The sequence below is a fragment of the Streptomyces sp. NPDC000345 genome, from assembly GCF_042898825.1.
GTDB lineage: Bacteria > Actinomycetota > Actinomycetes > Streptomycetales > Streptomycetaceae > Streptomyces.
In genome coordinates this window covers 1-23,976 of record NZ_JBIAZE010000002.1, presented here as the reverse complement: position 1 = coordinate 23,976, position 23,976 = coordinate 1, and the positions used below count along the sequence as shown (strand labels likewise).

Here is a 23,976-nt window from a genome sequence, read left to right as displayed (position 1 = left end):
CCTCATGTTCCCTGCGTCCACTGCTGGTTCGTGCCGCCGTTGCACGTGTACGTGATGATCGCGGCCGAGTTGGCGGTGGACGCGCCGCTCACGTCCAGGCACTTGCCGCCGGCCCGGGACTTGACGGTCACATAGCCGCCACTGGTGCTGAGGGACCACTGCTGGGTGGTGGCCGAGGCGTCGCAGTTCTCCTGGGTGACGGTGCTCGCGTTCTCCTGCACACACAGGGAGCTGTTGCGGACGACCAGCTGATAGTAACCGCTTCCCACCGACTTGAACCAGTACTTCTGGTTGTTGCCGCCGTTGCAGGTGTACTGCTTGATCTGGACCCCCTGCCACAGCGACTGGCTGGTCACGTCGGCGCACTTGGAGCTGTGCCGGGCGACCAGCGTGTTGTACGTGGCACTGCTACCGGTCACCGTCCCGGCGGCGGTGTCGACGGTGACCTCCGGGGACCAGGACAGGGACAGGGAGGTCGAGGACGGGAAGGTCAGCGGCAGCCACACGTAGCGGGAGTCGTTGACGGTGCCGCCGAAGGAGTTGCCCCAGCGGTCGCCCATGTACAGGTACGAGGTGCCCGAGGTGCCCTGGACCGGGAGGACGTACGCGGTCTGCGAACCGTAGGCGGTGGAGTCGCCGACGTTCGTCATCGACGACCAGGGGCCCGACAGGCTGGTCGCGGTGGCGTACTGCTGCTGGTTGGGGTTCCAGCCGGTCGCGCCCGAGGTCAGCATGAAGTAGACACCGCCCCGCTTGAACAGGGCCGGGGCCTCGCGGTGGCCGCCCGCCCAGGGGTTGGCGACCAGGCTGTCGACGGCCGTGTAGTCGGCGGTGAGCCGGTAGATGTGCAGGTCGTAGTTCTCGTTGGCGGCGGAGACCATGTATCCGGTTCCGTCGGTGTCGACGAAGGTGGTGATGTCGCGGGACATGTACGCGCCGAGGGGGCGGAAGCTGCCCCGGTAGGTGTAGCTGCCGTCGACGGTGTCGGAGACGGCGACGGCCGCGCGGGCCTCGCTGTAGTCGGTGCCGTTCTCCTTGTGCATCCACATCACGAACTTGCCGGTGGAGGCGTTGTAGACGACCTTGGGCCGCTCGATGTAGGCGGTGCCGAGCTCGGCGGCGCTGGACTGGGTCAGGACATGGTTCCTGAACTCCCAGTTCTTCAGGTCGGTGGAGCGGTAGGCGTCCACGTACCGGAAGGTGTTGTCCGCGTTGCGGTCCTCGCCGAACCAGTAGTAGTAGCTGCCGACCTTGATGACACCGCCGCCGTGCGCGTGCACGACGTTGCCGGAGGTGTCGGTGAACTGGACTCCGTTGGGGACGGTCAGGGCCGCCGCCCGGGCGGGCCCGGCGGTGGCGAGGGCACCGAGCAACGCCAGACAGAGGGCGAGCAGGGTGGCGTACGCACGTCTCATCTACGCACTCTCCTTCACGGTCTCGGCGACGGGGGCGCCGAAGTCGGGGGTGCCGTCCGGTCTCCGGCCGAAGGTCTGGATCCGGGTGTGGCGGTCGGGGTCGTCCAGCGGTTCGCCGTCGGTGTGCCGGTGGGTCCGGGGGCCGGCGCGTGCAGGACGAGCGGGTCGGGGCGCACGCGGCAGCCTCTCCAGCGAGGGGTGTTCGTAACTGCGAACGACATGTGGAATGACGAACGCCGAAAAGGTAAGGGTGTGTTACGAGCAGGTCAACGGGTCGCGCGAGACTTGGTAGAAAACCTTTTCTGGAGGATTCCGGCGGGCCCCGGGGGTTTCCGGCGCGGCAGCGAATTTCTGTTATCGGCGGCGGCCCCGCACCGTCTCCGAGCCGTGCGCAGTTCTCTCCACACCTCAGCAGCGGCCACCGGCGCCCTCGCGGCCGTCGCCGCCCTCCTGGCCACCGCTCCCCCGGCCGTGGCCGCCGGCGCCCGGGACGTCACCGCCGACGTACTGGCCGGCCGGGACGTCACGCTCACCGGGGACACGGTCGTCACCGTGCCGTCCGGGACGACGACGTACGACGGTGTCTTCCGCGGCGAGGGAACGCTCACCGTGCGTGGCGGCGGGACGCTGGTCCTCACCCGGGACAGCGACTTCACCCTGCCGAAGGCGCGGCAGCGGCAGGTGGTGCGCACCCAGGGCGGCAACCACCCCTACACGACGGTCACCCACCCCGACCCGCCCGCCGTCACGGTCGAACGCGGGACGACGCTGCAGTACGGCACCGGCGGCGGCACCGGTCTCATCGGCCACTTCCCGTACGACACCCCGGGCTACCGGCTCAACCAGCTCAACGTGCGCGTCGACGGCACGCTCCGTCTGTCGCTGACCCGCACCTTCAACATCGGCACGATCAGCGGCTCCGGCCTCGTCACCCAGCCCCGCAGCACCTGGGGCACCCTCGACCTGGCGGGCACGCATCCCTTCTCCGGGGTCCTCGACAACGGCACCGGCATGGCCGTCGGCCGCCCCGAGTACCCCGTGTCGCTGCCCGCCGCCCGCGCGATCCTCAACCAGGGCTCCTGGATCATCGACACCCCGCTGTACCAGACGATCACCCTGCGCCAGGACTTCTACCAGCGCGCGTACGGCAGCGACGTCAACGTCCACACCCGCCCCGGCAGCAAGGTCGTCCTCACCGGCCAGTACAGCTACAGCGACCAGGGCGGCGACACCCATCCGTCGCTCAGCGACCCGGGCCTCAACTGGCGTGCCCTCCCTCATCAGTCGAACAAGCGCGGCACCAACATCGAGGGGGCGGACGTGCGGTGGGGCGACGGCACCACGCACCGGATCTTCATGCCGGGCACGAAGGACACCGTCTACATCAACCTGCACGAGCGCAGCGGGCGGCGGTCCCGGCTGACGTTCGACTACGACGGGCCGGTGACGCTGGGCGCGCCGATCGGCGGCGGTGTGTACCACGACACCCTCGCCGCGCCCGGCGCCGGGGACGTCGTCGTCGCCGGCACCGAGGGGAACGACGTCACCTTCGCGGCCGCCCAGTACTACGACGGCTCCACGACCGTGGAGAAGGGCGCGGTGCTGCGGCTGGGGTCGGGGACGGCGGGCGGCGACGGTTCCCTGCTCACCGGCACGACACGGCGGCGGATCGTGAACGACGGAACCCTCGTCGTGCGCAACACCCGGACACCGGTCTCCCTCTCGGGGATCGGCGGGAGCGGCGCGCTCGTCCAGTCCGGGACCGCGACCACGACCCTCACCGGATCCGCGGTGACGTACACCGGCACGACCACGGTCCGGAAGGGCACCCTCGCCCTGCGCGCCGGGGCCGGCCTCGCCAACAGCCGTGCGATCCGGCTCACTTCGGCGGGCGCGCGGCTGGACACGGGCGGCTCGGCGCTGCGGGTGACGAGCACGCTCGGCGGCAAGGGCACGGTCGAGGGGGCCGTGACCAACGAGGGCGTGGTCACCGGCGGGCTGACGGTGAGCGGAGACTACACCCAGCAGGACCGGGGTCAACTCGTGCTGGGAACGGCGCCGTTGAGGGTGAGCGGCCGGGTGCGGCTGGGCGGCGGACTCGATCTGTCGGCGGCCGGGGCGGCCGCGGAGGGCTCCGGGCGGGACGAGCGGCGGCGGGAGATCACCGTCCTCGACCACTCCGGGCACGGCGCGGTGGCCGGCACCTTCGACGGGCTGCGGGAGGGCGCGCGGGTGAAGCTCGCCGACACCGTGTACCGGATCAGCTACCGGGGCGGCGACGGCAACGACGTGGTCCTCACGGCCGGCGCCGTGAACGCGTCGCCGTCCGCCCGGAAGCCGGCCTCCGCCGGAGCGGCCGCGGCGCGCACCCGCAGCGCGAACACCGGTATGGACTCGGGGATGGGGTGGTGGCCGTACGTCCTCGCCGCGGGGCTGCTCGCGGGGCTCGGGATGCCGATGACCCTGCGCCGGCGGGCCCGGCCCCGCCGCGGTGGCGGGCGGCACGCTGCGTAGGACGCCAGGCGGCCTCAGGACGTCTCGGGACGCCGCTCGGGGCACCGAGGCCGGCCGGACCGCTCTCCACATGGTGGGCGATTTGTTCACGAAGTGGACGCGGACGTCTCTCCGCCGCCCGTTCGACTAGCGTCGTGACATGACCAGCGACACTCCTCCCCCGCCCGGCGCACCGCTCGCCGAAGCCCTTGCCGCAGGAACCGTCGTCCTCGACGGGGGCATGTCCAACCAGCTCGAGTCCGCCGGGCACGACCTGAGCGACGAGCTGTGGTCCGCGCGGCTGCTGGCCGAGCGCCCCGAGGCGATCACCGAGGCGCACCTCGCCTATTTCGAGGCCGGCGCGAACGTGGCGATCACCTCCAGCTACCAGGCGACGTTCGAGGGCTTCGGGCAGCGCGGGATCCCCCGCGAGGAGGCCGCCCGGCTGCTGGCGCTGAGCGTGGAACTGGCCCGGGACGCCGCCCGCCAGGCCCGGGACAAGGGGGTCGCCCGCCCGCTGTGGGTGGCGGCGTCGGTGGGTCCGTACGGTGCGATGCTCGCGGACGGTTCCGAGTACCGGGGCCGCTACGGGCTGGGCGTCGAGGAGCTGGAACGCTTCCACCGGCCCCGGCTGGAGGTCCTGGCCGCCGCCGCGCCCGACGTACTGGCGCTGGAGACGGTTCCCGACGCCGACGAGGCCGAGGCACTGCTGCGGGCGGTGCGCGGACTCGGGGTGCCGGCCTGGCTTTCGTATACGGTCGACGGTGCACGGACGCGGGCCGGCCAGCCTCTGGACGAGGCGTTCGCCCTGGCCGCCGACGCGGACGAGGTGATCGCGGTCGGGGTGAACTGCTGCGCCCCCGAGGACGTCGACGCGGCCGTGCAGACGGCGGCGCGGGTGACCGGCAAGCCGGTCGTCGTCTACCCGAACAGCGGAGAGGCCTGGGACGCCCGGGCCCGGGCGTGGAACGGCCGCTCCACCTTCACCCCCGAACAGGTCCTGGGCTGGCGGGAGTCGGGTGCCCGCCTGATCGGCGGCTGCTGCCGGGTGGGGCCGGAGGCCGTCGCGTCGATCGCGCGGACGCTGGGAGCGTCGTAGATCCGCGCCCCCGCACCGGGGTCAGTCCTGTCGCGCCCCTCCGGCGCGGCGCAGTCGGCGCACGGCCGATCTGAGCTCCGTGCGGCGGATGATCCGGCCGCCTGCGAGGGGATCCAGAGTCGTGGCCGGTGCGCCGGGTGCGGCCGGTGGGGCGGGCGGGGCCGGGTCGGCTGCGGTCGCCCAGAGGGCGAGCTCACGATCCCGTAGCCCGTATGCGGTATACGATCCACCGGCGCTTGTATGCGAAAGGTCGCCGTCCGTACACGCCGACGCGTCGTCCGCGGGCGAAGGATCACCGAAGACCCGCACCGGATGCCTGGCGTCCCACGGCTCCCACCCCGGGTCGCTCGTCGCCGCGAACCGCACCCAGGCGGCGTGCAGGTCGTCGGCCAGGTCCTGCGGGGCGCCCTCTCCGGCGAGTTTCGCCGACTCGGGCGTGCGGCCGGTGTCGAAGACGAAGCCGAGTTCGAGGGCGTGGCAGGCGCCGAGGCCCGGGCGGCGTGACGGCCAGGCGAACTCGTACACGTACGACGTTCCGGGGCGGGCGTCGGCCAGGCGCTGCAGGGGCAGGCGCAGCAGGTGGTCGGTGACCATCTGGCCCACGATCTCGGCGGTGCCGGATTCCGGGTGCAGGGCACGGTAGCCGCGCGGCACCTCGTGGCCGCAGCGGCAGCGGGCCATGGCCCCGGCCAGCGCGACGGCGCCGAGCCGGTCGACGCGTTCCAGCAGGCCGCCCGGTACGAGCCAGAGCCGGTACTCGTCACGGGTCCAGCCCAGGAGGAGGTCGGCTCCGGTGGCCGCGTCGCCGTCGACGAGGGCCTGGAGCGGGTCGCGCGGGACCAGGTCGCCGTCGACGACGATGCCGAAGGCCGGCCCGCCGAGGACGGGGCTGCTGAGTCTGCCGACCTCGGCCTGGGTGCGCAGCAGCAGATCGCGGTCGACGGCGGCGAAGGCCTCGGCCGTGGCGGGGATCTTCAGCCGGGTCGCCATCCGGCGCACCATGCGGCGCACCTTGTCGCGTTCCAGGGCTTCCGGCGGCCCGCTCTGCAGGACGGCCCGCCGGAACAGGCCCTGGGCCTGGGGGGCGGCGATGAGCGCACCGGTACTGATGGCGCCGGCGGACTGCCCGGCCAGGGTGACCCTGTCGGGGTCGCCCCCGAAGGCCCTGATGGACCGGTGGACCCACTGCAGCGCGGCGAGCTGGTCGCGCAGGCCGGGGTTGGCGGGGGCGTCCGGGAAGAGCCCGTAGCCCTCCACGCCGAGCCGGTAGTTGATCGAGACGAAAACGATGCCGTCGCGGGCGAAGTGCCGTCCGTCGTAGACCGGCACCGCCGAGGAACCCCTGGTCAGCGCGCCGCCGTGCAGCCAGACCAGGACGGGGAGGCGGGCGCCGGGGCCCGGGTCGGGGGTCCAGACGTTGAGGTTGAGACAGTCGTCGCCGGGCACGACCGGGTCGGACAGGTACTGGGCGAAGGCGTCGGAGTACGGCGGTTTCGGCGAGGTCGGCCCGAAGGCGCCGGCGTCGCGCACCCCGTCCCAGGGCTCGGGCGGCTCGGGCGGCCTGAACCTGCGGGGCCCGAAGGGGGGCGCCGCGTAGGGGATGCCCCGGAAGACCGCGATGCCGTGCTCGTACCGTCCCCGTACGGCCCCGTAGGGGGTTCCGACGACCGGGGCGGGGTCGCTCCGGCCCTCGGCCACGGGGTTCGTCTGGTCCGCCGTCATCTGCCACCAGCCCTTCGCCGCGCTGTGCACCGGTAGTACCAGAGCATCACACCGGCGCGCGGTATTCCGGCGCACGAGCCTGCGGCAGGGCTGTTCGGCGTACACGAGGGTGCCGACACCGAGCCGGTCGCGGCCGCCGCCGGTGGACCCGCCCGCGCCTTGGGGGCGGGGACCACGGGAGACGTACTCTCCGGCCGGGCGATCCATCCGGCCGATTGACCACGTCTGTGAGCGGACCTACGGTGGAGGACGCTCACAGAAAACGTTTCCTACGCACCCCGGGAGAGTCATGCCCAGCGCCCAGCCGCCGAGGGCCGTGTTCGCCATGGATCCGGTGCACCTTCCCCTGCTGTTCCCCGCCCCGCTGCTGGCCCGGTTGCGGCGGACTGCCGAGGTCGATCCCGCCCTCGTCGTGCGGGACTTCGCCGACCCCGCCGCGGCCCCGGCGCTGGCCGCCGCCGATGTCCTCATCACCGGCTGGGGATGTCCGCACCTCGACGGGGACGCGCTCAAGGCGGTGCCCCGGCTGCGCGCGGTGCTTCATGCGGCGGGCTCCGTGCGCCCGCTGGCCGGCGAGGCCCTGTGGCAGCATGGGGTAACCGTTTCCAGCGCGGTGACCGCAAACGCCGTACCGGTGGCCGAGTACACGCTCGCGATGATCCTGCTCGCCGGGAAGGACGTGTTCACCCACCGCGAGCGCTATCGCCGTACACACAGCGGGCCCACCCCGGCCGAGACCGCCGCCCTCGGCAACGTCGGCCGCCGGATCGGCGTCATCGGGGCCTCCCGGGTCGGCCGCCGCCTGCTGGAACTGCTGCGCCCCCACGACGTCGAGGTCCTTCTGCACGACCCGTACGTCGACGCGGCCGAGGCAGCGGAACTCGGCGCCCGGCTCTTCTCCCTGGAGGATCTGCTGCGGCACAGCGACATCGTCAGCCTGCACGCGCCCGACATCCCCGAGACCCACCACATGCTGGACCGTGCCCGCCTCGCCCTGGTCCGCGACGGCGGCGTACTGATCAACACCTCCCGCGGCGCCCTCGTCGACCACGCGGCACTCACCGACGAGCTGGTCTCCGGGCGGCTGCACGCCGTCCTGGACGTCACCGACCCCGAGCCGCTGCCCGCCGGCTCACCCCTGTACCGGCTCCCCAACGTCTTCCTCACCCCGCACATCGCGGGCTCCCTCGGCAACGAACTGGAGCGGCTCGGCCGTGTCGTCGTCGAGGAACTGGAGCGTCTGGCGAGCGGCCTGCCGCCGGCGCACGAGGTCCGGCACGCGGACCTGGCCCGGGTGGCCTGACGGGGGTGGCCCGACGCGAGAGGCCTGGCCCGGCTGGACTGACGCGGGTGGCCCGACGCGGGCGCGAGCCCTACCCCCCGTCCGCCTCCCCTGCCTCGCTGCTCCCCCGCCCTCCTGCCGGTCTTCCGGCTCGCCGGCCGGCCCCCAACAGGTCGGCACACGCCGGCGAGGAGACATGCCGCGCGCCCGCCCGCCGCAGCCTCCCGTCGCCGCCGTCGCCGCCGTCGCCGCCGTCCGGCCGGTGACGGCCCTTTCGAAAGCGTCCGGCGCCCAAGATCCCGCGATTCCCGGCGTCTTCACGTCTCGCTGAGCCACCCCTAGGATAGCAAGCGCTTTCTGCGAGCCGTCTGTCCGGATCGGCTCCGAAAGGGCGCTGGTCGAGCTTTCGCTGGCCCTCGGGCGGGCCGGAGAGGTGGTTCCGCATGGTGCGCACGGCGAGTGCGAGCGCGACGGCCGGTCCGACACTGGCGGTCGTGGCCCGCGAGGCGGGGGTGTCCGTACCCACCGCCTCCAAGGTGGTCAACGGCCGGGAGGACGTGGCCCCCGAGACCAGACGCCGGGTCACGGAGGCGCTGGACCGGCTCGGGTATGTGCGCAGACCGCGCTTCGACGCGACGAAGCCGCCCCGGCTGGTGGATCTGGTCGTGCACTCGCTGGAGAGCTCCTGGTCGGGGGCGGTGCTGCACGGGGTGGAGGAGGCGGCGCACGACGCCGGTCTGGACGTGGTGGTCTCGGCCGCCCTGTCCCGTACCCGGGCCGGCCGTCCGCAGCGCGGCTGGCTGGACAAGCTGACCCTGCGCGGGTCCGCCGGAGTGCTGTTCAACCTGGCGGAGTTGACGGCCTCTCAGTACGCGTGGCTGGAGCAGCACCGCACGCCGTTCGTGCTGATCGACCCGGTGGTGGAGCCGCCGCCGGGCGTGGTGTCGGTGGGTGCCGCGAACTGGCAGGGCGGGGTGACCGCGACGGAACATCTGCTGGCGCTCGGTCACGAGCGCATCGCCGTGGTGGCCGGGCCGCGCCGCAAGATCTGCAGCAGCGCCCGGGTGGCCGGTTACCGATCGGCGCTCGCGTCGGCCGGGCTGCCGCACCGACCCGAGTATGTGCGCGACGGCGGCTTCGAGGAGGTGGTGGCCCACCGCCGGATGTGCGAACTCCTCGACCTTCCCGAGCCGCCGACGGCCGTGTTCGTCTGCTCCGACAGCATGGCGCTGGGGGTCTACCGGGCCGTGCTGGAGCGGGGGTTGAGGATCCCGTACGACGTCAGCGTGGTCGGTTTCGACGATCTGCCCGAGTCCCGCTGGGCCAGCCCCGCCCTGACCACCGTCCGCCAGCCGCTGGCGGAGATGGCGGCGACGGCGCTGCGGCTGCTGGTGCGGATGATGGACGGCGAGCATCCGGAGGGCACCCGGACGGAGTTGTCGACTCGGCTGGTGGAACGGGCGAGCACGGCTGAGCCCAGGCGCTGAGTCGCACCGCGGCCGCGGGCCCTGGAGTCCGGTGTCCGGTGCGGGCCGGCCTGCCGGCAACGGAAGCGGAGCGAGGGGTGGTTGACGTCCACGTCGTCACCCTGCCTCGGGGCCGGAGCGGGCCGCCCAGGCGATCCCTCCCCGCAGATGGGCCAGGAAGTCCGGGTCCCGGTAGGCCTCGGAGGCGTGCCCGAGCGCGGTGTAGAAGACGCGGCCCTCGCCCTCCTCGCGGCACCACACCAGGGGGTGGTCGGCGCCCATCCCGCCGCCTTCGTACGAGGCCTCGTCGGCGCCGGCGAGGACATGGACCCGTCCGCGGGGACTGACGCGGAAGTCGTACCACTCGTCGGTGACGTCCCAGACGGCCGGGAGATGCCGGGTGGCGGGGTGGTCGTGGTCCTCGATCACCGCCTTGCCGGGCTGGTACGCGGGGTGCCGGTCGAAGCGGGCGCCGAGGAGTTCGCCGTAGTACGGCCAGTCGTACTCGGTGCAGGCCGCCGCGTGCACCCCGACGAAGCCGCCGCCCGAGCCCACGTACGCGGCGAGGCGTTCGCGCCCGGCGGGAGTGAGGACCTCGCCGCTGGTGGAGAGGAAGACCACGGCCGCGTATCCGTCGAGCGGGGCCTCCAGGGCGCCCGGCTCCTCGCTGTGGTCGACGGTGAAACCCTCCAGGGCGCGTACGGCGGTGACGGCGTCCGGGATGGAGTCGTGGCGGTAGGCGGTCGTGCGGGTGTACACGAGCAGGCGGGCGGTCATACGGCCGAGCCTATGACCGGGACGGAGCGGGTCCCAGGGAGATCGTCGGGGCGAAATTTTCGGGGGCCGGCCTCCGGCGTCGTCCCCGCTCTCACCTCCCCCGCTCGTCCCCTGCCCCACTCCTCCCCTGACACTCCTCCGCTGCCCGCGTCATCGTCCCCGCCGCGTTCTCAGCCGGCCCTTCTCCGGGGCGGCCGCGTTCTCAGCCGGCCCTCTTCTCGGCCGGCCGACTCGTCATCCGCCCACACCGACGTCGTTGTCGGGCGCGCCGTCGCCCTCCGGCGGCAGGTCGCCGCGCTCCACCGGTTCGCCGCCCGCGGGGGCGGAGGGCAGGAGGGTGTCGAGTTCGGCGGCGGTGGGGCGATGGGCGTTCTCGGCGGCCTCGCGCAGGTCGTCGCGGGGCACCCCGTCGCCGCTGATCCGGATGACCAGGTCCTTCTTCGGTACGGCGTACTCACTGCTGCCGTCGGTGGTGCGGTACCAGGTGTCGCCGTCGCGTTCACAGGCGGTGGAGGTGCCGTCGGTGCCGGCGACCGGCTGGCCGGAACAGTTGGCGGCAGTCAACGTGCCACGGTCGACGGCCAGTTGGAAGAACTTCCCGCTCTTCCGGGAGAAGTAGGCCGCGGAGAAGCCGTCGTCGCCGTACACGCCGACGGACTGCTGGGCGAGGGTGTAGCCCTCGACGTCCGTGGTGTACACGAGTTCCGGGGCGATGCCCAACGGCTGTGCCCTGTCGGCCAGTTCGGTCGGATCAGCGGCCGCGCCGGGCCGCTCGTCACCGCAGGCCGTGAGCAGCAGGGGCAGCAGGGGCAGCAGGGGCAGCAGCGACAGTGCCGGCAGGGCACGCAGGGCACGGATCATGGGGTCATCCTGCCGGACAGGTGTTCCACAGGCGCGGCCTTTTCGGTGGCGTGGCGCGTAGGCTCGGGCGGGATGGACACGATTCCCGCACGTCTCGACCACATCGTTCTCGCAACGCCCGATCTGGCGGCGACGGTCGCAGAGTTCACCCGGCGCACGGGAGTGGTTCCCGCGCCGGGCGGGGCGCACATCGGGCACGGCACCCGCAACCATCTGGTGGGACTGGGCGGCCGCGCCTACCTGGAGATCCTCGGCCCCGATCCGGAGCAGCCCGAACCGACGGGTCCGCGCCCCTTCGGCGTGGACGGCCTCGACGCCCCACGGACCATCACCTGGGCGATCAGCCCTCCGGACCTGGACGCGACGGTCGCCGGCGCCCGCGCACAGGGCTACGACCCCGGTGACGTACGGGACATGAGCCGGCGCCGTCCCGACGGCACCCTGCTGCGGTGGCGGCTGACCGACGGGGGCTCCCCGCACCCGTCCGGGCTGGTGCCCTTTCTCATCGACTGGGGGACGAGCCCGCACCCCTCCGCGTCCGGGCTGCCCGTGACCCCGCTGCGGGAGATGACCGCCACGGCCCCCGCCCCGGACGAGATCCGCCCGCTGCTGGCGGCCCTGGGCACCGGTCTCTCCCTCACCGAGGGCCCGGCCGCCTTCTCCTTCACGGTGGACACCGCGAACGGCCCGGTCACCTTCACCTGAGCCCCCCGGCCGTGGGCGCCACGCTTCGCGCGGCCGCGCCGGGCCGGTGTCCGTTTCCTTCAAGACCGGACGCTCGGGCCCTGCCTAGCCTGACCGCATGAGTACACGTTTCGATGCCATCGGACTGGTCGTCTCCGACATGGCAGCCTCCGTCGCCTTCTACCGCCGGCTCGGGTTCGCGTTCCCCGACGGGGCCGAGCGGGAGCCCCACAGCGAGGCAGCGCTGCCGGGCGGGCTGCGGCTGCTGCTGGACACCGAGGAGACCGTCCGTTCCTTCCATCCGGGCTGGCGCCCGCCGTCCGGGGGCGGCCGGGCCTCGCTCGCGCTGCGCTGCGACGGACCGGCGGACGTGGACGCGGTGTTCGAGGAGCTGGTCGGCGCCGGTCATCACGGCGAACTCAAGCCGTGGGACGCCTTCTGGGGCCAGCGGTACGCGGTCGTCCACGACCCGGACGGCAACGGCGTCGACCTGTTCGCACCGCTACCGCCGCAGTAGGTCGCTCAGTGTCGTCCCGGTGAACTCCCTGACGTCACGCGCGAGATGGGCCTGGTCGGCGTATCCGGCCCGGGCCGCCGTGTCCGCGTACGGCACGCCCGCCCGGGCCAGGCCGAGGGCCCGCTGCAGACGCAGGATGCGGGCCAGTGTCTTGGGTCCGTAGCCGAAGGCGGTGAGGGAGCGGCGGTGCAACCGGCGTGCGCCGAGGCCGAGTTCGTCGGCCGTGGTGGAGACCGGGCGGCCCGCGGCGAGCGCGGTGACCAGCCGGCGCAGTGCGGGGTCGGGCGGGGCCGCCCGCTCCAGCGCCACCTCTTCCAGTGCCGTGACAGGATGGGCCGCCGCGGCGATCCGGCCGGTCAGGCGTCGCACCCAGGCCGCGGGCCACAGATCGGCCAGCTCCACGCGGCGGTCACGCAGTTCGTGGGCCGGTACGCCGAGGAGGGCGGGTGCGGTGCCGGGGAAGAAGCGGACACCGGCCCAGGCGGTGGGCGGGCCGCCGGGGACGTACGCGTGGGTGTCGGGGCCCGCCACGAGCAGGCGGCCGTCGTTCCACAGCAGGTCCATGCAGCCGTCGGGCAGGACGGGCCGCGCGCCGGGTCCCGGCACGGGGGCGTTCGTCCAGACCACCGCCCCGGCCAGCCGGGAGGGCCGCTCCTCGTACACGTGGGCCAGGCTACGCCTCCACCCCGGCACCGGTGGCCGTGGCGGACGGTCGCGCGGGGCGCGTCGTGCTGCGTGTCCGGGGAGGGTACGGGGGGGTCACGGATCGTCGCGGGTGGTCACGACGCTCGCGTCCGGCCCCCCGCCCGGAACCCGGCCGACGAACGGAGCAGCCCGCGCGCAAGACACCCGACGCCCCGGACACCCACCCAGAACCCCACCGACAACCGGCACACCCCGCGCGCAAGACACCCGACGCCCCGGACACCCACCCAGAACCCCACCGACAACCGGCACACCCCGTGTCCCCGCCGCCTCGGCCGTCAGCTCCCGCAGCTGCCGTGCGGCTGCCCGCGCTGCCTCCCGCGCGGCCTCCCAGCGGTGCCCGTCCGCCACCGTCGGCCCGAGCCGGCTCGTCGCCGGGCGCGGGGCGTGGGGCGCAAGACGCCGGGCGCCGGGCGGGCAGCAGTTCGGTGAGCCGGGGCTCGTAGCGCGGCGGCGACGATGGCCCGGGGCAGTCCGGGCCCGGCCTGGTATCGAGCCGGTAAGCGCGGTGACCAGGGTGGTGATGCGGGGCTCCCCGCCGCCGGAGATCGTACGGAGGGGCGCCCCCGCACGATCCCGCTCACTTCTCCGGCGCAGGCGGTTCCTCGCCGTTCGTTCCGGTGACGCCGTTCGGCTTGGGGGTGCTCTTCGCGTGGGTGCGCAGCCGGGCCGTGACGTCGTCCGGCGGAAGGAAGCGCGACCAGCGTTCGGGGAACTCGGAGGGCATGTCCGGGTCGTCGGGGTCGTCGTGGGAGCGGGCCGCCGTCATGCGGGCGACGTACTCGGCGGCCTCCTCCTCGCGCAGCCGTTCGTTGGCGGCGCGGGCGGCGGCCGTCGCGGCGGCGGGCCAGACACGGTCGATGGCGGCGTTGACGGCGGCGCCGACCAGGACGGCGAAGGCGGACACACCGATCCACAGCAGGACGGCGACGGCGGCGGCGAGGGAGCCGTAGATCGTGGCGCCCTCGATGGTGCTGGTGAGGTAGATGCGCAGCAGGAAGCTGCCGAGGACCCACATGGCGAGGGCGACCAGGGCGCCGGGAACGTCCTCGATCCACGGGGAGCGCACCGGCACGGACACGTGGTAGAGCGTCGTCAGGAAGGCGATGGACAGGACGATCACGACCGGCCAGTACAGGACCTGGACGACGGTGGTGGACCAGGGCACGATCCGCACCACGGCGTCGGGGCCGGCGACCATGAGGGGCAGCGCGACCGAGCCGATCAGCAGGGCCGCGATGAACAGCAGGAACGCCACCAGCCGGGTCTTGACGATGCCGCGTACGCCGTCGAGGCCGTACATGACGGTGATGGTGTCGATGAAGACGTTGACGGCCCGCGATCCCGACCACAGGGCGAACAGGAAGCCTATCGAGATGACGTCGGGCCGGCCGCCCTTCATCACGTCGTCCAGGATGGGCTGGGCGATCTCGGTGACGCCCTTGTCGGACAGGACCGTGCGGGAGGCCTCCAGGAGGTTGCTCTCCAGGCTGCTGATGGAGTCGGTGCCGGTCCAGTCGTCGACGTAGCCGAGCAGGCCGATGAGACTGAGCAGCAGCGGCGGCACGGACAGCAGGGTGAAGAACGCGGCCTCGGCGGCGAGACCGAGGATGCGGTACTCGATGCAGGAGTTGACGGTGTCCTTCAACAGCAGCCAGGCAGTCCGCCGCTTGGAGACGTTCCGGTAGAGGGCACGCGCCCGGTGGAGGCGTCCCGTGGGGCCTCCCGGTGGCTCGGGTGACTGTCTTGCTGGCTGCACGCCCTAAAGGTATCCGCCGTTCGGGTCTGCACTCACCTCCGGCGAGGCGGCGTCGCCGGGCCGGGACGCGGCACGCGGGCTCCGGGCGGTCATGACGGGCGTACCCGGGGGTAGGTTCGCGGTATGGCAGGCAGCACGCACACCGTGAGCAACCAGCCCCCTCCGCTGAGCGGGTACGACGTGTACGGCAGCGACCGGGCCCTGGTGTCCGCCGTGGAGCGGCACCTCGATCCCGCTCTGCTGGAGGAGGCGCGCGGCGAGCTGTCCGCGCTGGGGCGGGCCGCCGGGTCGGCCCAGTTGCAGGAGTGGGCGGTGCAGGCGAACGAGCATCCGCCGACCCTGCGCGCGTACGACCGTTTCGGCCACCGGGTCGACGAGGTCGATTTCCATCCGGCGTGGCACCGGCTGCTCGGCAAGGGGGTCGGCGCCGGTCTGACGGCGGCCTGGGCGCGGCCGGGCGGGCATGTGCGGCGGGCGGCGGGGTTCGTGGTGTGGACGCAGGTCGAGGCGGGCAACGGCTGTCCGCTGTCGATGACGCACGCCGCGGTGCCCGCGCTGCGCGCCGACCCGGAGCTGGCCGCCGAGTGGGAGCCCCGGCTGACGTCCACGATCTACGACCGTGAGCTGCGGCCCGCCCGGCTGAAGGCGGGGGCGCTGTTCGGGATGGGGATGACGGAGAAGCAGGGCGGCAGCGACGTGCGGGCCTGCACGACGGCGGCCGAGCCGCTGGCCGAGGCCGGGACGTACACGCTGACCGGGCACAAGTGGTTCTGTTCGGCGCCGATGTCGGACGGGTTCCTGGTGCTGGCGCAGGCCCCGGAGGGGCTGACGTGTTTCCTGGTGCCGCGGGTGCTCGAGGACGGCACGCGCAACCCGTTCCGTCTGCAGCGGCTCAAGGACAAGCTGGGCAACCGGTCGAACGCGTCGGCCGAGGTGGAGTTCGACGGGACGTGGGCACGCCGGGTCGGGGCGGAGGGGCGCGGGGTGCGCACCATCATCGACATGGTGGCGGCGACCCGGGTGGACTGCGTGCTGGGGTCGGCGGGGCTGATGCGGCAGGCGGTCGCGCAGGCCGTGCACCACTGTTCGTACCGTGCGGCGTTCGGCGGGAAGCTCGTCGACAAGCCGTTGATGCGCAACGTGCTGGCCGATCTGGCGCTGGAGTCGGAGGCGGCGACGACGCTGGGGCTGCGGCTCGCGGCGGCCTACGACGACGGCGGTGAGCAGGAGCGGGCGTTTCTGCGGATCGCGGTTCCGGCCGCCAAGTACTGGGTGACCAAGCGCTGCACGCCGATGGTGGTGGAGGCGGCGGAGTGTCTGGGGGGAAACGGTTACGTCGAGGAGTCGGGGATGCCGCGGCTGGTGCGCGAGTCGCCGCTGAACTCGGTCTGTGAGGGCGCGGGCAATGTGCAGGCCCTCGATGTGCTGCGGGCCCTGCGGAGCGAGCCGCGGGCGCTGAACGCGTATCTGCGGGAGGTGGGGCTGGCGCGCGGGGCCGATCACCGGCTGGACGCGGCGGTCAAGGGGCTGTTGGCGGAGCTGGCCGATCTGGAGGGGGTGGAGGCGCGGGCGCGGCGGCTGGCGGAGCGGTTCGCGCTGGTGCTCCAGGGGGCGCTGCTCGTACGGTTCGCGCCGCCGGAGGTGGCGGACGCGTTCTGTGCGTCCCGGCTCGGCGGGGACGGCGGCGCGGCCTTCGGCACACTGCCGCACAGTCTTGATCTGGCGGGTCTGGTGGAGCGGGCCGCTCCCGGGGTCTGAGCAGCGCGGACAGGGAGCGGGGGTGGTGCTGCGCCGACACGGCACCACCCCCGCAGCTTGGGCCCTGCGAGGCCACGATCGCCGCTCGGGACGGCGTGGCTCAAGTTTCGGACACGGTGTGGATGTTCACCAGGGTTGCAGGGGGTTGCAACTTGTCGGTGGTTGTGACCGGAGTGCGCCCCTCCGGCCGAGGTGGACGGCAAGATGGGGCCTTCAGCACGACTGGAAACAGTCGCTGCGGGAACTTGACATCCGGTCGTCTCTTGCGTGTCTCCCGGGAGGCTCTTGTGGCCCACTCGCCGATGAACGTGCCGCAGCTCGCGGCCGTCGACGCCGCGCGGGCGGCGCGGGTGCTCAACGAGGTGCGTGACGCGCGGCTGGCCGGCCGGCGGGCGCGGGTGGCGCCGCGCCCGGTGATCGAGCAGTCCTGGGAGCGGATGCTGCGCAGCGGGCTGGATCCCGAGAACGGTTTCTCCGCCGGTCTGCTGAGCGCCGACGAAGTGCGGCGCCGCCGGGAGGAGTCGCCGCTGCGGGAGGTGCTGCCCGTGCTGCGGGAGGGGCTGTTGTCGGTGGCGGACGTCGCGCAGCACATCATGGTCGTCGCCGACGAGGAGGGCCGGGTGCTGTGGCGGGAGGGCTGTTCTCCCGTGCTGCGCAAGGCCGACGGGCTGGGCTTCGAGCTGGGCGCGGACTGGGGGGAGGGCGTGGTCGGCACCAACGGGGTGGGCACGCCGGCGGTGGTGCGGCGGCCGGTGCAGGTGTTCGCCGGTGAGCACTTCGTGCGTGCGCACGGCACCTGGACGTGTGCGGGTGCCCCGATCTCGGATCCGCGCAACGGCCGGCTGCTAGGTGTGGTCGACGTGAGCGGGCCGTTGGAGACGATGCATCCGGCCACGCTGGCCTGGGTCGACTCGGTGGCCAAGCTCGCCGAGGCCAGACTGCGGGAGTTGCACGTGGGTTCGCTGGAGCGGCTGCGGGCGGTGGCGGCGCCGGTGCTGGCCCGGCTGGGCGGCCGGGCGGCGGTGGTGGACGGGGAGGGCTGGACGGCGGCGGTGACCGGGATGCCGTATGCCGGCCGGATCACGCTGCCCAAGTCGCCGTCGGCGGGGCGGCGGTGGCTGCCGGCGCTGGGGCTGTGCGCGCTGGAACCGCTGGCCGGGGGCTGGCTGGTGCGGCCGGTGGACGAGCCGGGCGAGCGGTCGCCGAGCGGGGCCGCCCACATCGTGCTGGATCTGAGCCGGTCGCGCCGCTGGTCGGTGACGGTGTCGGGCGGGGCCGGCTCCTGGTCGCGCGAACTCAGTCCGCGGCATGCCGAGTTGCTCTATCTGCTCGCGGTGCACCGGGGCGGGCGCAGCGCGTCGGGCCTGGCCGAGGACATGTTCGGCGACCCGGCGCGCACGGTGACGGTGCGGGCCGAGATGTCGCGGGTACGGCGGTATCTGGGGGGACTCCTGGAGCATCGGCCGTATCGTTTCTGCGAGGAGGCGGAGGTCGAGGTGCTCCTCCCGGCCGACCCGGCGGACCTGTTGCCCCGGACGACGGCGCCCGCGGTGCTGCGGGGCCGGGTTCGCACACCGTAGCGACGGACGGAGGGGCGCCGCCGCGACGGCGGACCCACTTGCCGTAGTGAACGAATCGCGCACCGTAGCAGGAATGCTGCACCCGGTGGCATCTTCCGCATATTTGCGCAGTCTTCGTCCGGGAAGGCGGCCGACTGCCGTAGCATCCTCTACGGGTCACCCCACCTGCTCCTCGGTCAACGTACGGATCATCAGGCGCAGTTGGCCCGCCTCGGGAGGACGAATGAGACATCGCGGCCGACACCGCCGGCGCAGGCGGGGCAGGGCAGTACGCGCCTTCCTGGCCGGAACCGCTCTCGCGCTCACCGCCGCCGCCACCATGATCAGCGCCTCCCAGGCCACGGTCACCGACGACGGCCCCGGCGCCCTGAAGCCGCTCTCCGTGTCCGCGGCGGCGCAGGGCACGGTCCTGACGGAGGACCGGGTCCCGCAGGCCGATCTGGACCGGCTCGCCGCCGGGATGGGCCGGCCGGTCGGTGTGGGCGCGGTGCTGGCGGGCGCGGACCGCACCCTGCGCAACGCCGGCGACTGTTCGGCGGCCGAGCGCGGGGACCTGCCGGTCTCCCCCGCGGCCAGGCGCGCGTACTGCTGGAACACCGACGACACCGAGGGCTGGCGGGCGGGCGCGGTCACCACATCCGGGGACGCGGACGACGACGGTTTCTGGGGCAGCAACCGGGTCATCCTCTCCGGCTGGTCGCGCACCGGCGGCACGGCGGCCGACCGGGGGCTGGCCCGCGTCGCCTTCGTCGACGCCGACGATTTGGACCACCTCTCGTACACCTGGGTGCTGCTGGCCGTCCCGGTGGACGGCGGCCGCGACTACCGGGGCCTGGCCTCCCATGTCTCCGGGATGGTCTGGTACCAGGACAAGCTGCTGGTCACCGCCGACGACGGGGACGTGTCCGCGCTGTACGTGTACGACATGAACCGCGTCCAGCGCGCCGATGTCACCGGCGAGGCGGTCGGCCGGGTGGCCGGCGGCTGGTCGGCGCACGGCTACCGGTTCGTCCTGCCTGCCGTGGGCTCCTACCGGCTCGACGGCGGCGCGGACTCCCCTCGGCCCACCACCGTCTCCCTCGACCGCAGCACGGCGCCGGACAGCCTGGTGGCCGGCGAGTGGACCCTCGACGGCGGCGACCGGACGGCCCGGCTGTGGCGCTACCCGTTCAGCACGGCCGGCGGCCAGGAGGGCCTGCTCGCCGCGGACGCCGACGGGCGGGTGCGTGCGTCGGAGGCGTACAAGACGAAGCTCACCGGTGTGCGGGGTGTGCTGTCGTACGACGGCGAGTGGTACGTCAGCCGGGCGGCCGCGGCGCGGGAGCGGCACGGCGTGCTGTGGCGGCAGACCACCGAGGGGGCGAAGGCCGCGAAGTGCGGCGCCGCCGGGTCGCACGCCTGCTGGAGCGGGCTCACCGAGTCCCTCTCCTACTGGGCGGAGACGGGAGAGGTCTGGACGCAGTCGGGACGGGTGCTGTTCGCCACACCGCTGGGCTCGATCGGCGGATCGGACCGGTAGTCCCGGCGGCCGGACGGCCCGGTTCGTGGACCGCGATCGACAGATCCTCGGCTCCGATGATTCCCTGACCGCATGACCCACATCCCCGTGACCACCTGGTCCCTGGAGCAGACCGCCCCGACCGATCTCCTCCCGGCCGCCGCGCCGGACGGTGACGTCCGGATCGTCCGCTCCGAGGTGCCCTCGCCCGAGTTCAGCCGTTTCCTGTACGCCTCAGTGGGCGGGGACATCCGCTGGATCGACCGGCTGAGCTGGCCGTACGCGCGCTGGGCGGAGCACCTGGCGCGTCCGGGGGTCGAGACCTGGGCCGCCTACGACCGGGGCACGCCGGCCGGGTACGTGGAGCTGGAGCCGCAGGACGACGGGGTCGTGGAGATCGTGTACTTCGGGCTGATCCCGGCCTTCCGCGGGCGGCGGATCGGCGGGCACCTGCTGTCGTACGGGGCGGCCCGCGCCTGGGACCTCGGGGACCGCTGGCCGGGGCTGCCGGAGACCAAGCGGGTGTGGCTGCACACGTGCAGCCTGGACGGCGAGCACGCCATGGCCAACTACCAGCGCCGGGGCTTCAAGCTGTTCGACACCAAGGTGGAGGAGCAGCCGCAGGTGTCCGCGCCGGGCCCCTGGCCGGGCGCGCACCCCGCCTGACGAGGGCTCGCCTAGCCGTTCTGGCCTGCGTGGACAAGGGTTCGCGCGGGTCATGTGATCGAGGACACCTTCGTCTCGCATCTCGGGACAAGGGTGTCCACATGGCGGATAAAGCTGGACTGTGTCCAGATCGCCGTGACACGCTTCCGTCATGTCTGGAACTGGAATTGCCTTGGTGAGTCGGCGGCACGTCGACCTCGGCCGCATGTCCAGCGCCATCTGTCCGGCGAGCTGAGCAGTCCAGCAGCGCCGACGTCTCCTGATCCAGCCTCCCCCGCGCAACGACGCGCACGCATGCCTCCATGCGCCCGTACGCGCAGGTGAAGGCCTCCTGCCCGCCACCCCTCACGGACGGCGCTACGCGCCGGCCCCATCCGTCGCTGTCCCGAAGGACGTATTCACCATGGCCGCCACCCCGCAGAACCCTGCCGCCTCCGCGCCCCGCCGCAAGGTGAGCCGTCACCGCGGTGAGGGTCAGTGGGCAGTGGGTCACTTCACCCCGCTCAACGGCAACGAACAGTTCAAGAAGGACGACGACGGTCTCAATGTGCGGACACGTATTGAGACGATCTACTCCAAGCGCGGCTTCGACTCGATCGACCCCAACGACCTGCGCGGCCGGATGCGCTGGTGGGGCCTGTACACCCAGCGCAAGCCCGGGATCGACGGCGGCAAGACCGCGATCCTCGAGCCGGAGGAGCTGGACGACGAGTACTTCATGCTGCGCGTCCGCATCGACGGCGGCCGGCTGACCACCGAACAGCTGCGGGTGATCGGGGAGATCTCGCAGGAGTTCGCGCGTGGCACCGCGGACATCACCGACCGGCAGAACGTCCAGTACCACTGGATCCGCATCGAGGACGTTCCGGAGATCTGGAACCGCCTGGAGGCGGTCGGCCTGTCCACCACCGAGGCCTGCGGCGACACGCCCCGCGTGATCATCGGCTCGCCGGTGGCCGGCATCGCCGAGGACGAGATCATCGACGGCTCCCCGGCGATCGAGGAGATCCAGCGCCGGATCATCGGCAACAAGGCGTTCTCGAACCTGCCCCGCAAGTTCAAGTCCGCGATCTCCGGCTCGCCGCTGCTGGACGTGGCGCACGAGATCAACGACGTCGCGTTCGTCGGTGTCGAGCACCCCGAGCACGGCCCCGGCTTCGACCTCTGGGTCGGCGGCGGCCTGTCCACCAACCCCAAGATCGGCGTCCGGCTCGGCGCCTGGGTCCCGCTGGACGAGGTCCCGGACGTCTACGAGGGCGTCATCTCCATCTTCCGCGACTACGGTTACCGGCGGCTGCGCACCCGCGCCCGCCTGAAGTTCCTGGTCGCCGACTGGGGCGCGGAGAAGTTCCGCCAGGTGCTGGAGGACGAGTACCTGGGACGCAGGCTGACCGACGGCCCCGCGCCCGCGCAGCCGGTGGAGCGCTGGCGCGACCACGTCGGCGTGCACCGCCAGAAGGACGGCCGTTTCTACGTCGGTTTCGCACCGCGTGTCGGCCGGGTCGACGGCGCGACGCTGTCGAAGATCGCCGACCTCGCCGAGGCGCACGGCTCGGGCCGGGTCCGTACCACGGTCGAGCAGAAGATGATCGTCCTCGATGTCGAGGAGACGCAGGTCCAGTCGCTGGTCGACGCCCTGGAGGCGCTGGACCTGACCGCCAAGCCGTCGCCCTTCCGGCGCGGCACGATGGCCTGCACCGGCATCGAGTACTGCAAGCTCGCCATCGTCGAGACGAAGGCGCGCGGCTCCTCGCTGATCGACGAACTGGAGCGCCGTATCCCGGACTTCGACGAGCCGATCACCATCAACATCAACGGCTGCCCGAACGCCTGCGCCCGTATCCAGGTGGCGGACATCGGTCTCAAGGGACAGCTGGTCCTCGACACGAACGGCGAGCAGGTCGAGGGCTACCAGGTCCACCTCGGCGGCGCGCTCGGTCTCGAGGCGGGCTTCGGCCGCAAGGTCCGTGGCCTGAAGGTCACCGCGGAGGAACTGCCGGACTACGTGGAGCGCGTGCTGAAGCGGTTCCAGGAGGAGCGCGAGGACGGCGAGCGGTTCGCCGCCTGGGCCGCGCGCGCCAGTGAGGAGGCCCTCTCATGAGCGAGCGGGCCGCCCCCTTCTACTGCCCCTACTGCGGCGACGAGGACCTGCGACCGAACGAGCAGAGCCACGGCGCCTGGGAATGCGTGGCCTGCAACCGCGCTTTCCAGCTGAAGTTCCTCGGGCTGCTGGCCCGGGGCGTTCAGCGCACCGAAACGGGAGGGGAACGGATATGACGACGGTTCAGGAAGGCCGTACGACCGAGGAGTTGAAGGCGCTCGCCGAGCAGGCGGGCCGCGAACTGGAGGACGCCTCCGCCCTGGAGATCCTCCAGTGGGCGGTGGACACCTTCGGCAAGAGCTTCTGCGTGACCTCCTCCATGGAGGACGCGGTCGTCGCCCACCTCGCGTCCCGGGTCCTCAAGGGCGTGGACGTGGTGTTCCTCGACACCGGCTACCACTTCCCCGAGACCATCGGCACCCGGGACGCGGTCGAGGCCGTGATGGACGTCAACGTCATCACGCTCACCCCGCGCCAGACGGTCGCCGAGCAGGACGCCCAGTACGGGCCGAAGTTGCACGACCGCGATCCCGACCTGTGCTGCAAGCTGCGCAAGGTGCAGCCGTTGGAGGAGGGGCTGAAGGGGTACCGGGCCTGGGCCACCGGCCTGCGGCGCGACGAGTCCCCGACCCGGGCGAACACCCCGGTCGTCGGCTGGGACGAGAAGCGGCAGAAGGTCAAGATCTCGCCAATCGCCCGCTGGACCCAGGACGACGTCGATGCGTACATCACCGAGCACGGCGTACTGTCCAACCCCCTGTTGATGGACGGCTACACCTCCGTGGGCTGTGCCCCCTGCACCCGCCGGGTCCTCGAGGGCGAGGACGCACGCGCCGGACGCTGGGCGGGGCGCGCCAAGACCGAGTGCGGACTGCACGGCTGACCCCCATGACACAGACATTGGAGAACCACGTGACGACCGGAGCCACCGTCTGGCTCACGGGTCTGCCGAGTGCCGGCAAGACCACCATCGCGTACGAGCTGGCCGGCCGGCTGCGCGAAGAGGGCCACCGCGTCGAGGTGCTCGACGGCGACGAGATCCGCGAGTTCATCTCGGCGGGCCTCGGCTTCAGCCGCGAGGACCGGCACACCAACGTGCAGCGCATCGGCTTCCTCGCCGAACTGCTCGCCCGTAACGGTGTGAAGGCGCTCGTGCCGGTGATCGCGCCGTACGCGGACAGCCGGGAGGCGGTACGCAAGCGCCACCAGGAAAACGGTTCCGCCTACCTGGAGGTGCATGTGGCGACTCCGGTCGAGGTGTGCTCCGTACGTGATGTGAAGGGCCTGTACGCCAAGCAGGCGGCGGGCGAGCTGACCGGGCTGACCGGCGTCGACGACCCGTACGAGGCGCCCGAGTCGCCCGATCTGCGGATCGAGTCCCAGGATCAGACCGTGCAGGAGTCCGCGGCGTCGGTGTACGCCCTGCTCAGCGAAAGGGGACTGGCGTGACAACCGTCGCCACGGCTCAGGAGGGCACGGCCGGACCGTACACCCTCAGCCATCTGGACGCGCTGGAGTCCGAGGCGGTGCACATCTTCCGCGAGGTGGCGGGCGAGTTCGAGAACCCGGTGATCCTGTTCTCCGGCGGCAAGG

Annotated in this window: 21 protein-coding genes and 1 pseudogene; 16 read left to right on the top strand and 6 right to left on the bottom strand. The window is 72.7% G+C overall.

Translation table 11 applies throughout. The features are described 5' to 3' along the window. Positions 1-2: 2 nt before the first annotated feature. Positions 3-1,415 (bottom strand): RICIN domain-containing protein, encoded by a 1,413-nt coding sequence (locus ACFY30_RS04780; RefSeq protein ID WP_390843714.1) that lies wholly within the window; start codon positions 1,413-1,415, stop codon positions 3-5. 387 nt (positions 1,416-1,802) lie between these two features. Here ACFY30_RS04780 and ACFY30_RS04775 point away from each other — a divergent pair, with 387 nt between their 5' ends. Together ACFY30_RS04775 and mmuM are read left to right on the top strand one after the other, a co-directional pair. Then, positions 1,803-3,929, top strand: a complete 2,127-nt coding sequence (locus ACFY30_RS04775; RefSeq protein ID WP_390843713.1) for an autotransporter — start codon at positions 1,803-1,805, stop codon at positions 3,927-3,929. Positions 3,930-4,068: 139 nt separating this feature from the next. Continuing rightward, entirely contained in the window at positions 4,069-5,007 is a 939-nt protein-coding gene (mmuM, locus tag ACFY30_RS04770; RefSeq protein ID WP_390843712.1) for a homocysteine S-methyltransferase, read from the top strand. A gap of 21 nt (positions 5,008-5,028) precedes the next feature. On the opposite strand, the gene ACFY30_RS04765 is transcribed toward mmuM, so the two are convergent. Then, positions 5,029-6,729, bottom strand: a complete 1,701-nt coding sequence (locus ACFY30_RS04765) for a carboxylesterase/lipase family protein (protein ID WP_390844183.1) — start codon at positions 6,727-6,729, stop codon at positions 5,029-5,031. A 289-nt stretch (positions 6,730-7,018) separates the two neighbouring features. On the opposite strand from ACFY30_RS04765, the gene ACFY30_RS04760 reads away from it, so the two are divergent. Together ACFY30_RS04760 and ACFY30_RS04755 are read left to right on the top strand one after the other, a co-directional pair. Next, positions 7,019-8,032 carry a hydroxyacid dehydrogenase gene (locus tag ACFY30_RS04760; RefSeq protein WP_390843711.1) on the top strand — a complete coding sequence of 338 codons (1,014 nt, stop codon included), beginning with the start codon at positions 7,019-7,021 and terminating at the stop codon, positions 8,030-8,032. A 422-nt stretch (positions 8,033-8,454) separates the two neighbouring features. After that, positions 8,455-9,498, top strand: a complete 1,044-nt coding sequence (locus ACFY30_RS04755) for a LacI family DNA-binding transcriptional regulator (protein WP_390843709.1) — start codon at positions 8,455-8,457, stop codon at positions 9,496-9,498. A gap of 96 nt (positions 9,499-9,594) precedes the next feature. On the opposite strand, the gene ACFY30_RS04750 is transcribed toward ACFY30_RS04755, so the two are convergent. Together ACFY30_RS04750 and ACFY30_RS04745 are read right to left on the bottom strand one after the other, a co-directional pair. Next, positions 9,595-10,254 (bottom strand): ThuA domain-containing protein, encoded by a 660-nt coding sequence (locus tag ACFY30_RS04750; RefSeq protein ID WP_390843708.1) that lies wholly within the window; start codon positions 10,252-10,254, stop codon positions 9,595-9,597. Positions 10,255-10,488: 234 nt separating this feature from the next. Beyond that, on the bottom strand, positions 10,489-11,115 hold the full coding sequence (locus ACFY30_RS04745; protein WP_390843707.1) for a hypothetical protein: 627 nt from the start codon (positions 11,113-11,115) through the stop codon (positions 10,489-10,491). Positions 11,116-11,187: 72 nt separating this feature from the next. On the opposite strand from ACFY30_RS04745, the gene ACFY30_RS04740 reads away from it, so the two are divergent. After that, positions 11,188-11,820: a VOC family protein gene (locus tag ACFY30_RS04740; protein ID WP_390843706.1), complete on the top strand. Its 633-nt coding sequence runs from the start codon at positions 11,188-11,190 to the stop codon at positions 11,818-11,820. Between the two features lie 97 nt (positions 11,821-11,917). Then, positions 11,918-12,316, top strand: coding sequence for a VOC family protein (locus ACFY30_RS04735; protein ID WP_390843705.1), 399 nt, complete (start codon positions 11,918-11,920; stop codon positions 12,314-12,316). On the opposite strand, the gene ACFY30_RS04730 is transcribed toward ACFY30_RS04735, so the two are convergent. Beyond that, entirely contained in the window at positions 12,302-12,979 is a 678-nt protein-coding gene (locus ACFY30_RS04730) for a helix-turn-helix domain-containing protein (RefSeq protein ID WP_390843704.1), read from the bottom strand. The two genes, ACFY30_RS04735 and ACFY30_RS04730, sit on opposite strands and share 15 nt — an antisense overlap. A 622-nt stretch (positions 12,980-13,601) precedes the next feature. Then, positions 13,602-14,780 carry a YihY/virulence factor BrkB family protein gene (locus ACFY30_RS04725; RefSeq protein ID WP_390843703.1) on the bottom strand — a complete coding sequence of 393 codons (1,179 nt, stop codon included), beginning with the start codon at positions 14,778-14,780 and terminating at the stop codon, positions 13,602-13,604. A 123-nt stretch (positions 14,781-14,903) separates the two neighbouring features. On the opposite strand from ACFY30_RS04725, the gene ACFY30_RS04720 reads away from it, so the two are divergent. From ACFY30_RS04720 to ACFY30_RS04675, 10 genes and pseudogenes are all read left to right on the top strand, one after another. Then, positions 14,904-16,538 carry an acyl-CoA dehydrogenase family protein gene (locus tag ACFY30_RS04720; RefSeq protein WP_390843702.1) on the top strand — a complete coding sequence of 545 codons (1,635 nt, stop codon included), beginning with the start codon at positions 14,904-14,906 and terminating at the stop codon, positions 16,536-16,538. A gap of 287 nt (positions 16,539-16,825) precedes the next feature. Further along, the gene (locus tag ACFY30_RS04715) at positions 16,826-18,118 is read left to right on the top strand and encodes a GAF domain-containing protein (RefSeq protein ID WP_390843701.1); all 1,293 of its coding nucleotides are present in this window, start codon (positions 16,826-16,828) and stop codon (positions 18,116-18,118) included. Between the two features lie 223 nt (positions 18,119-18,341). Next, positions 18,342-19,637 carry a hypothetical protein gene (locus ACFY30_RS04710; protein WP_390843700.1) on the top strand — a complete coding sequence of 432 codons (1,296 nt, stop codon included), beginning with the start codon at positions 18,342-18,344 and terminating at the stop codon, positions 19,635-19,637. Positions 19,638-19,709: 72 nt separating this feature from the next. Then, complete coding sequence (locus ACFY30_RS04705) at positions 19,710-20,282, top strand: GNAT family N-acetyltransferase (RefSeq protein ID WP_390843699.1); 573 nt, start codon at positions 19,710-19,712, stop codon at positions 20,280-20,282. Between the two features lie 151 nt (positions 20,283-20,433). Beyond that, entirely contained in the window at positions 20,434-20,517 is an 84-nt protein-coding gene (locus ACFY30_RS04700; protein ID WP_309486338.1) for a putative leader peptide, read from the top strand. 168 nt (positions 20,518-20,685) lie between these two features. Then, a complete protein-coding gene (locus ACFY30_RS04695; RefSeq protein WP_390843698.1) occupies positions 20,686-22,383 on the top strand; it encodes a nitrite/sulfite reductase in 1,698 nt (565 codons plus the stop codon). Then, positions 22,380-22,559, top strand: a complete 180-nt coding sequence (locus ACFY30_RS04690) for a hypothetical protein (RefSeq protein ID WP_390662536.1) — start codon at positions 22,380-22,382, stop codon at positions 22,557-22,559. The genes ACFY30_RS04695 and ACFY30_RS04690 overlap by 4 nt, the downstream gene beginning before the upstream one ends. Then, the gene (locus tag ACFY30_RS04685) at positions 22,556-23,266 is read left to right on the top strand and encodes a phosphoadenylyl-sulfate reductase (protein WP_390843697.1); all 711 of its coding nucleotides are present in this window, start codon (positions 22,556-22,558) and stop codon (positions 23,264-23,266) included. Before ACFY30_RS04690 ends, ACFY30_RS04685 begins: the two co-directional genes overlap by 4 nt. A gap of 29 nt (positions 23,267-23,295) precedes the next feature. Next, the gene (gene cysC, locus ACFY30_RS04680; protein WP_390662538.1) at positions 23,296-23,832 is read left to right on the top strand and encodes an adenylyl-sulfate kinase; all 537 of its coding nucleotides are present in this window, start codon (positions 23,296-23,298) and stop codon (positions 23,830-23,832) included. Continuing rightward, positions 23,829-23,976 (top strand): annotated as a pseudogene (locus ACFY30_RS04675) (sulfate adenylyltransferase small subunit); the annotation flags it as partial. The gene cysC and the pseudogene ACFY30_RS04675, both read left to right, overlap by 4 nt.

Excerpts from the sequence above, each read along its gene's own strand:
- ACFY30_RS04780 (WP_390843714.1), bottom strand. The coding sequence starts at position 1,415 with ATGAGACGTGCGTACGCCACCCTGCTCGCCCTCTGTCTGGCGTTGCTC.
- mmuM (WP_390843712.1), top strand. The coding sequence starts at position 4,069 with ATGACCAGCGACACTCCTCCCCCGCCCGGCGCACCGCTCGCCGAAGCC.
- ACFY30_RS04765 (WP_390844183.1), bottom strand. The coding sequence starts at position 6,729 with ATGACGGCGGACCAGACGAACCCCGTGGCCGAGGGCCGGAGCGACCCC.
- ACFY30_RS04760 (WP_390843711.1), top strand. The coding sequence starts at position 7,019 with ATGCCCAGCGCCCAGCCGCCGAGGGCCGTGTTCGCCATGGATCCGGTG.
- ACFY30_RS04755 (WP_390843709.1), top strand. The coding sequence starts at position 8,455 with ATGGTGCGCACGGCGAGTGCGAGCGCGACGGCCGGTCCGACACTGGCG.
- ACFY30_RS04750 (WP_390843708.1), bottom strand. The coding sequence starts at position 10,254 with ATGACCGCCCGCCTGCTCGTGTACACCCGCACGACCGCCTACCGCCAC.
- ACFY30_RS04745 (WP_390843707.1), bottom strand. The coding sequence starts at position 11,115 with ATGATCCGTGCCCTGCGTGCCCTGCCGGCACTGTCGCTGCTGCCCCTG.
- ACFY30_RS04740 (WP_390843706.1), top strand. The coding sequence starts at position 11,188 with ATGGACACGATTCCCGCACGTCTCGACCACATCGTTCTCGCAACGCCC.
- ACFY30_RS04735 (WP_390843705.1), top strand. The coding sequence starts at position 11,918 with ATGAGTACACGTTTCGATGCCATCGGACTGGTCGTCTCCGACATGGCA.
- ACFY30_RS04720 (WP_390843702.1), top strand. The coding sequence starts at position 14,904 with ATGGCAGGCAGCACGCACACCGTGAGCAACCAGCCCCCTCCGCTGAGC.
- ACFY30_RS04710 (WP_390843700.1), top strand. The coding sequence starts at position 18,342 with ATGAGACATCGCGGCCGACACCGCCGGCGCAGGCGGGGCAGGGCAGTA.
- ACFY30_RS04705 (WP_390843699.1), top strand. The coding sequence starts at position 19,710 with ATGACCCACATCCCCGTGACCACCTGGTCCCTGGAGCAGACCGCCCCG.
- ACFY30_RS04700 (WP_309486338.1), top strand. The coding sequence starts at position 20,434 with ATGTCTGGAACTGGAATTGCCTTGGTGAGTCGGCGGCACGTCGACCTC.
- ACFY30_RS04695 (WP_390843698.1), top strand. The coding sequence starts at position 20,686 with ATGGCCGCCACCCCGCAGAACCCTGCCGCCTCCGCGCCCCGCCGCAAG.
- ACFY30_RS04690 (WP_390662536.1), top strand. The coding sequence starts at position 22,380 with ATGAGCGAGCGGGCCGCCCCCTTCTACTGCCCCTACTGCGGCGACGAG.
- ACFY30_RS04685 (WP_390843697.1), top strand. The coding sequence starts at position 22,556 with ATGACGACGGTTCAGGAAGGCCGTACGACCGAGGAGTTGAAGGCGCTC.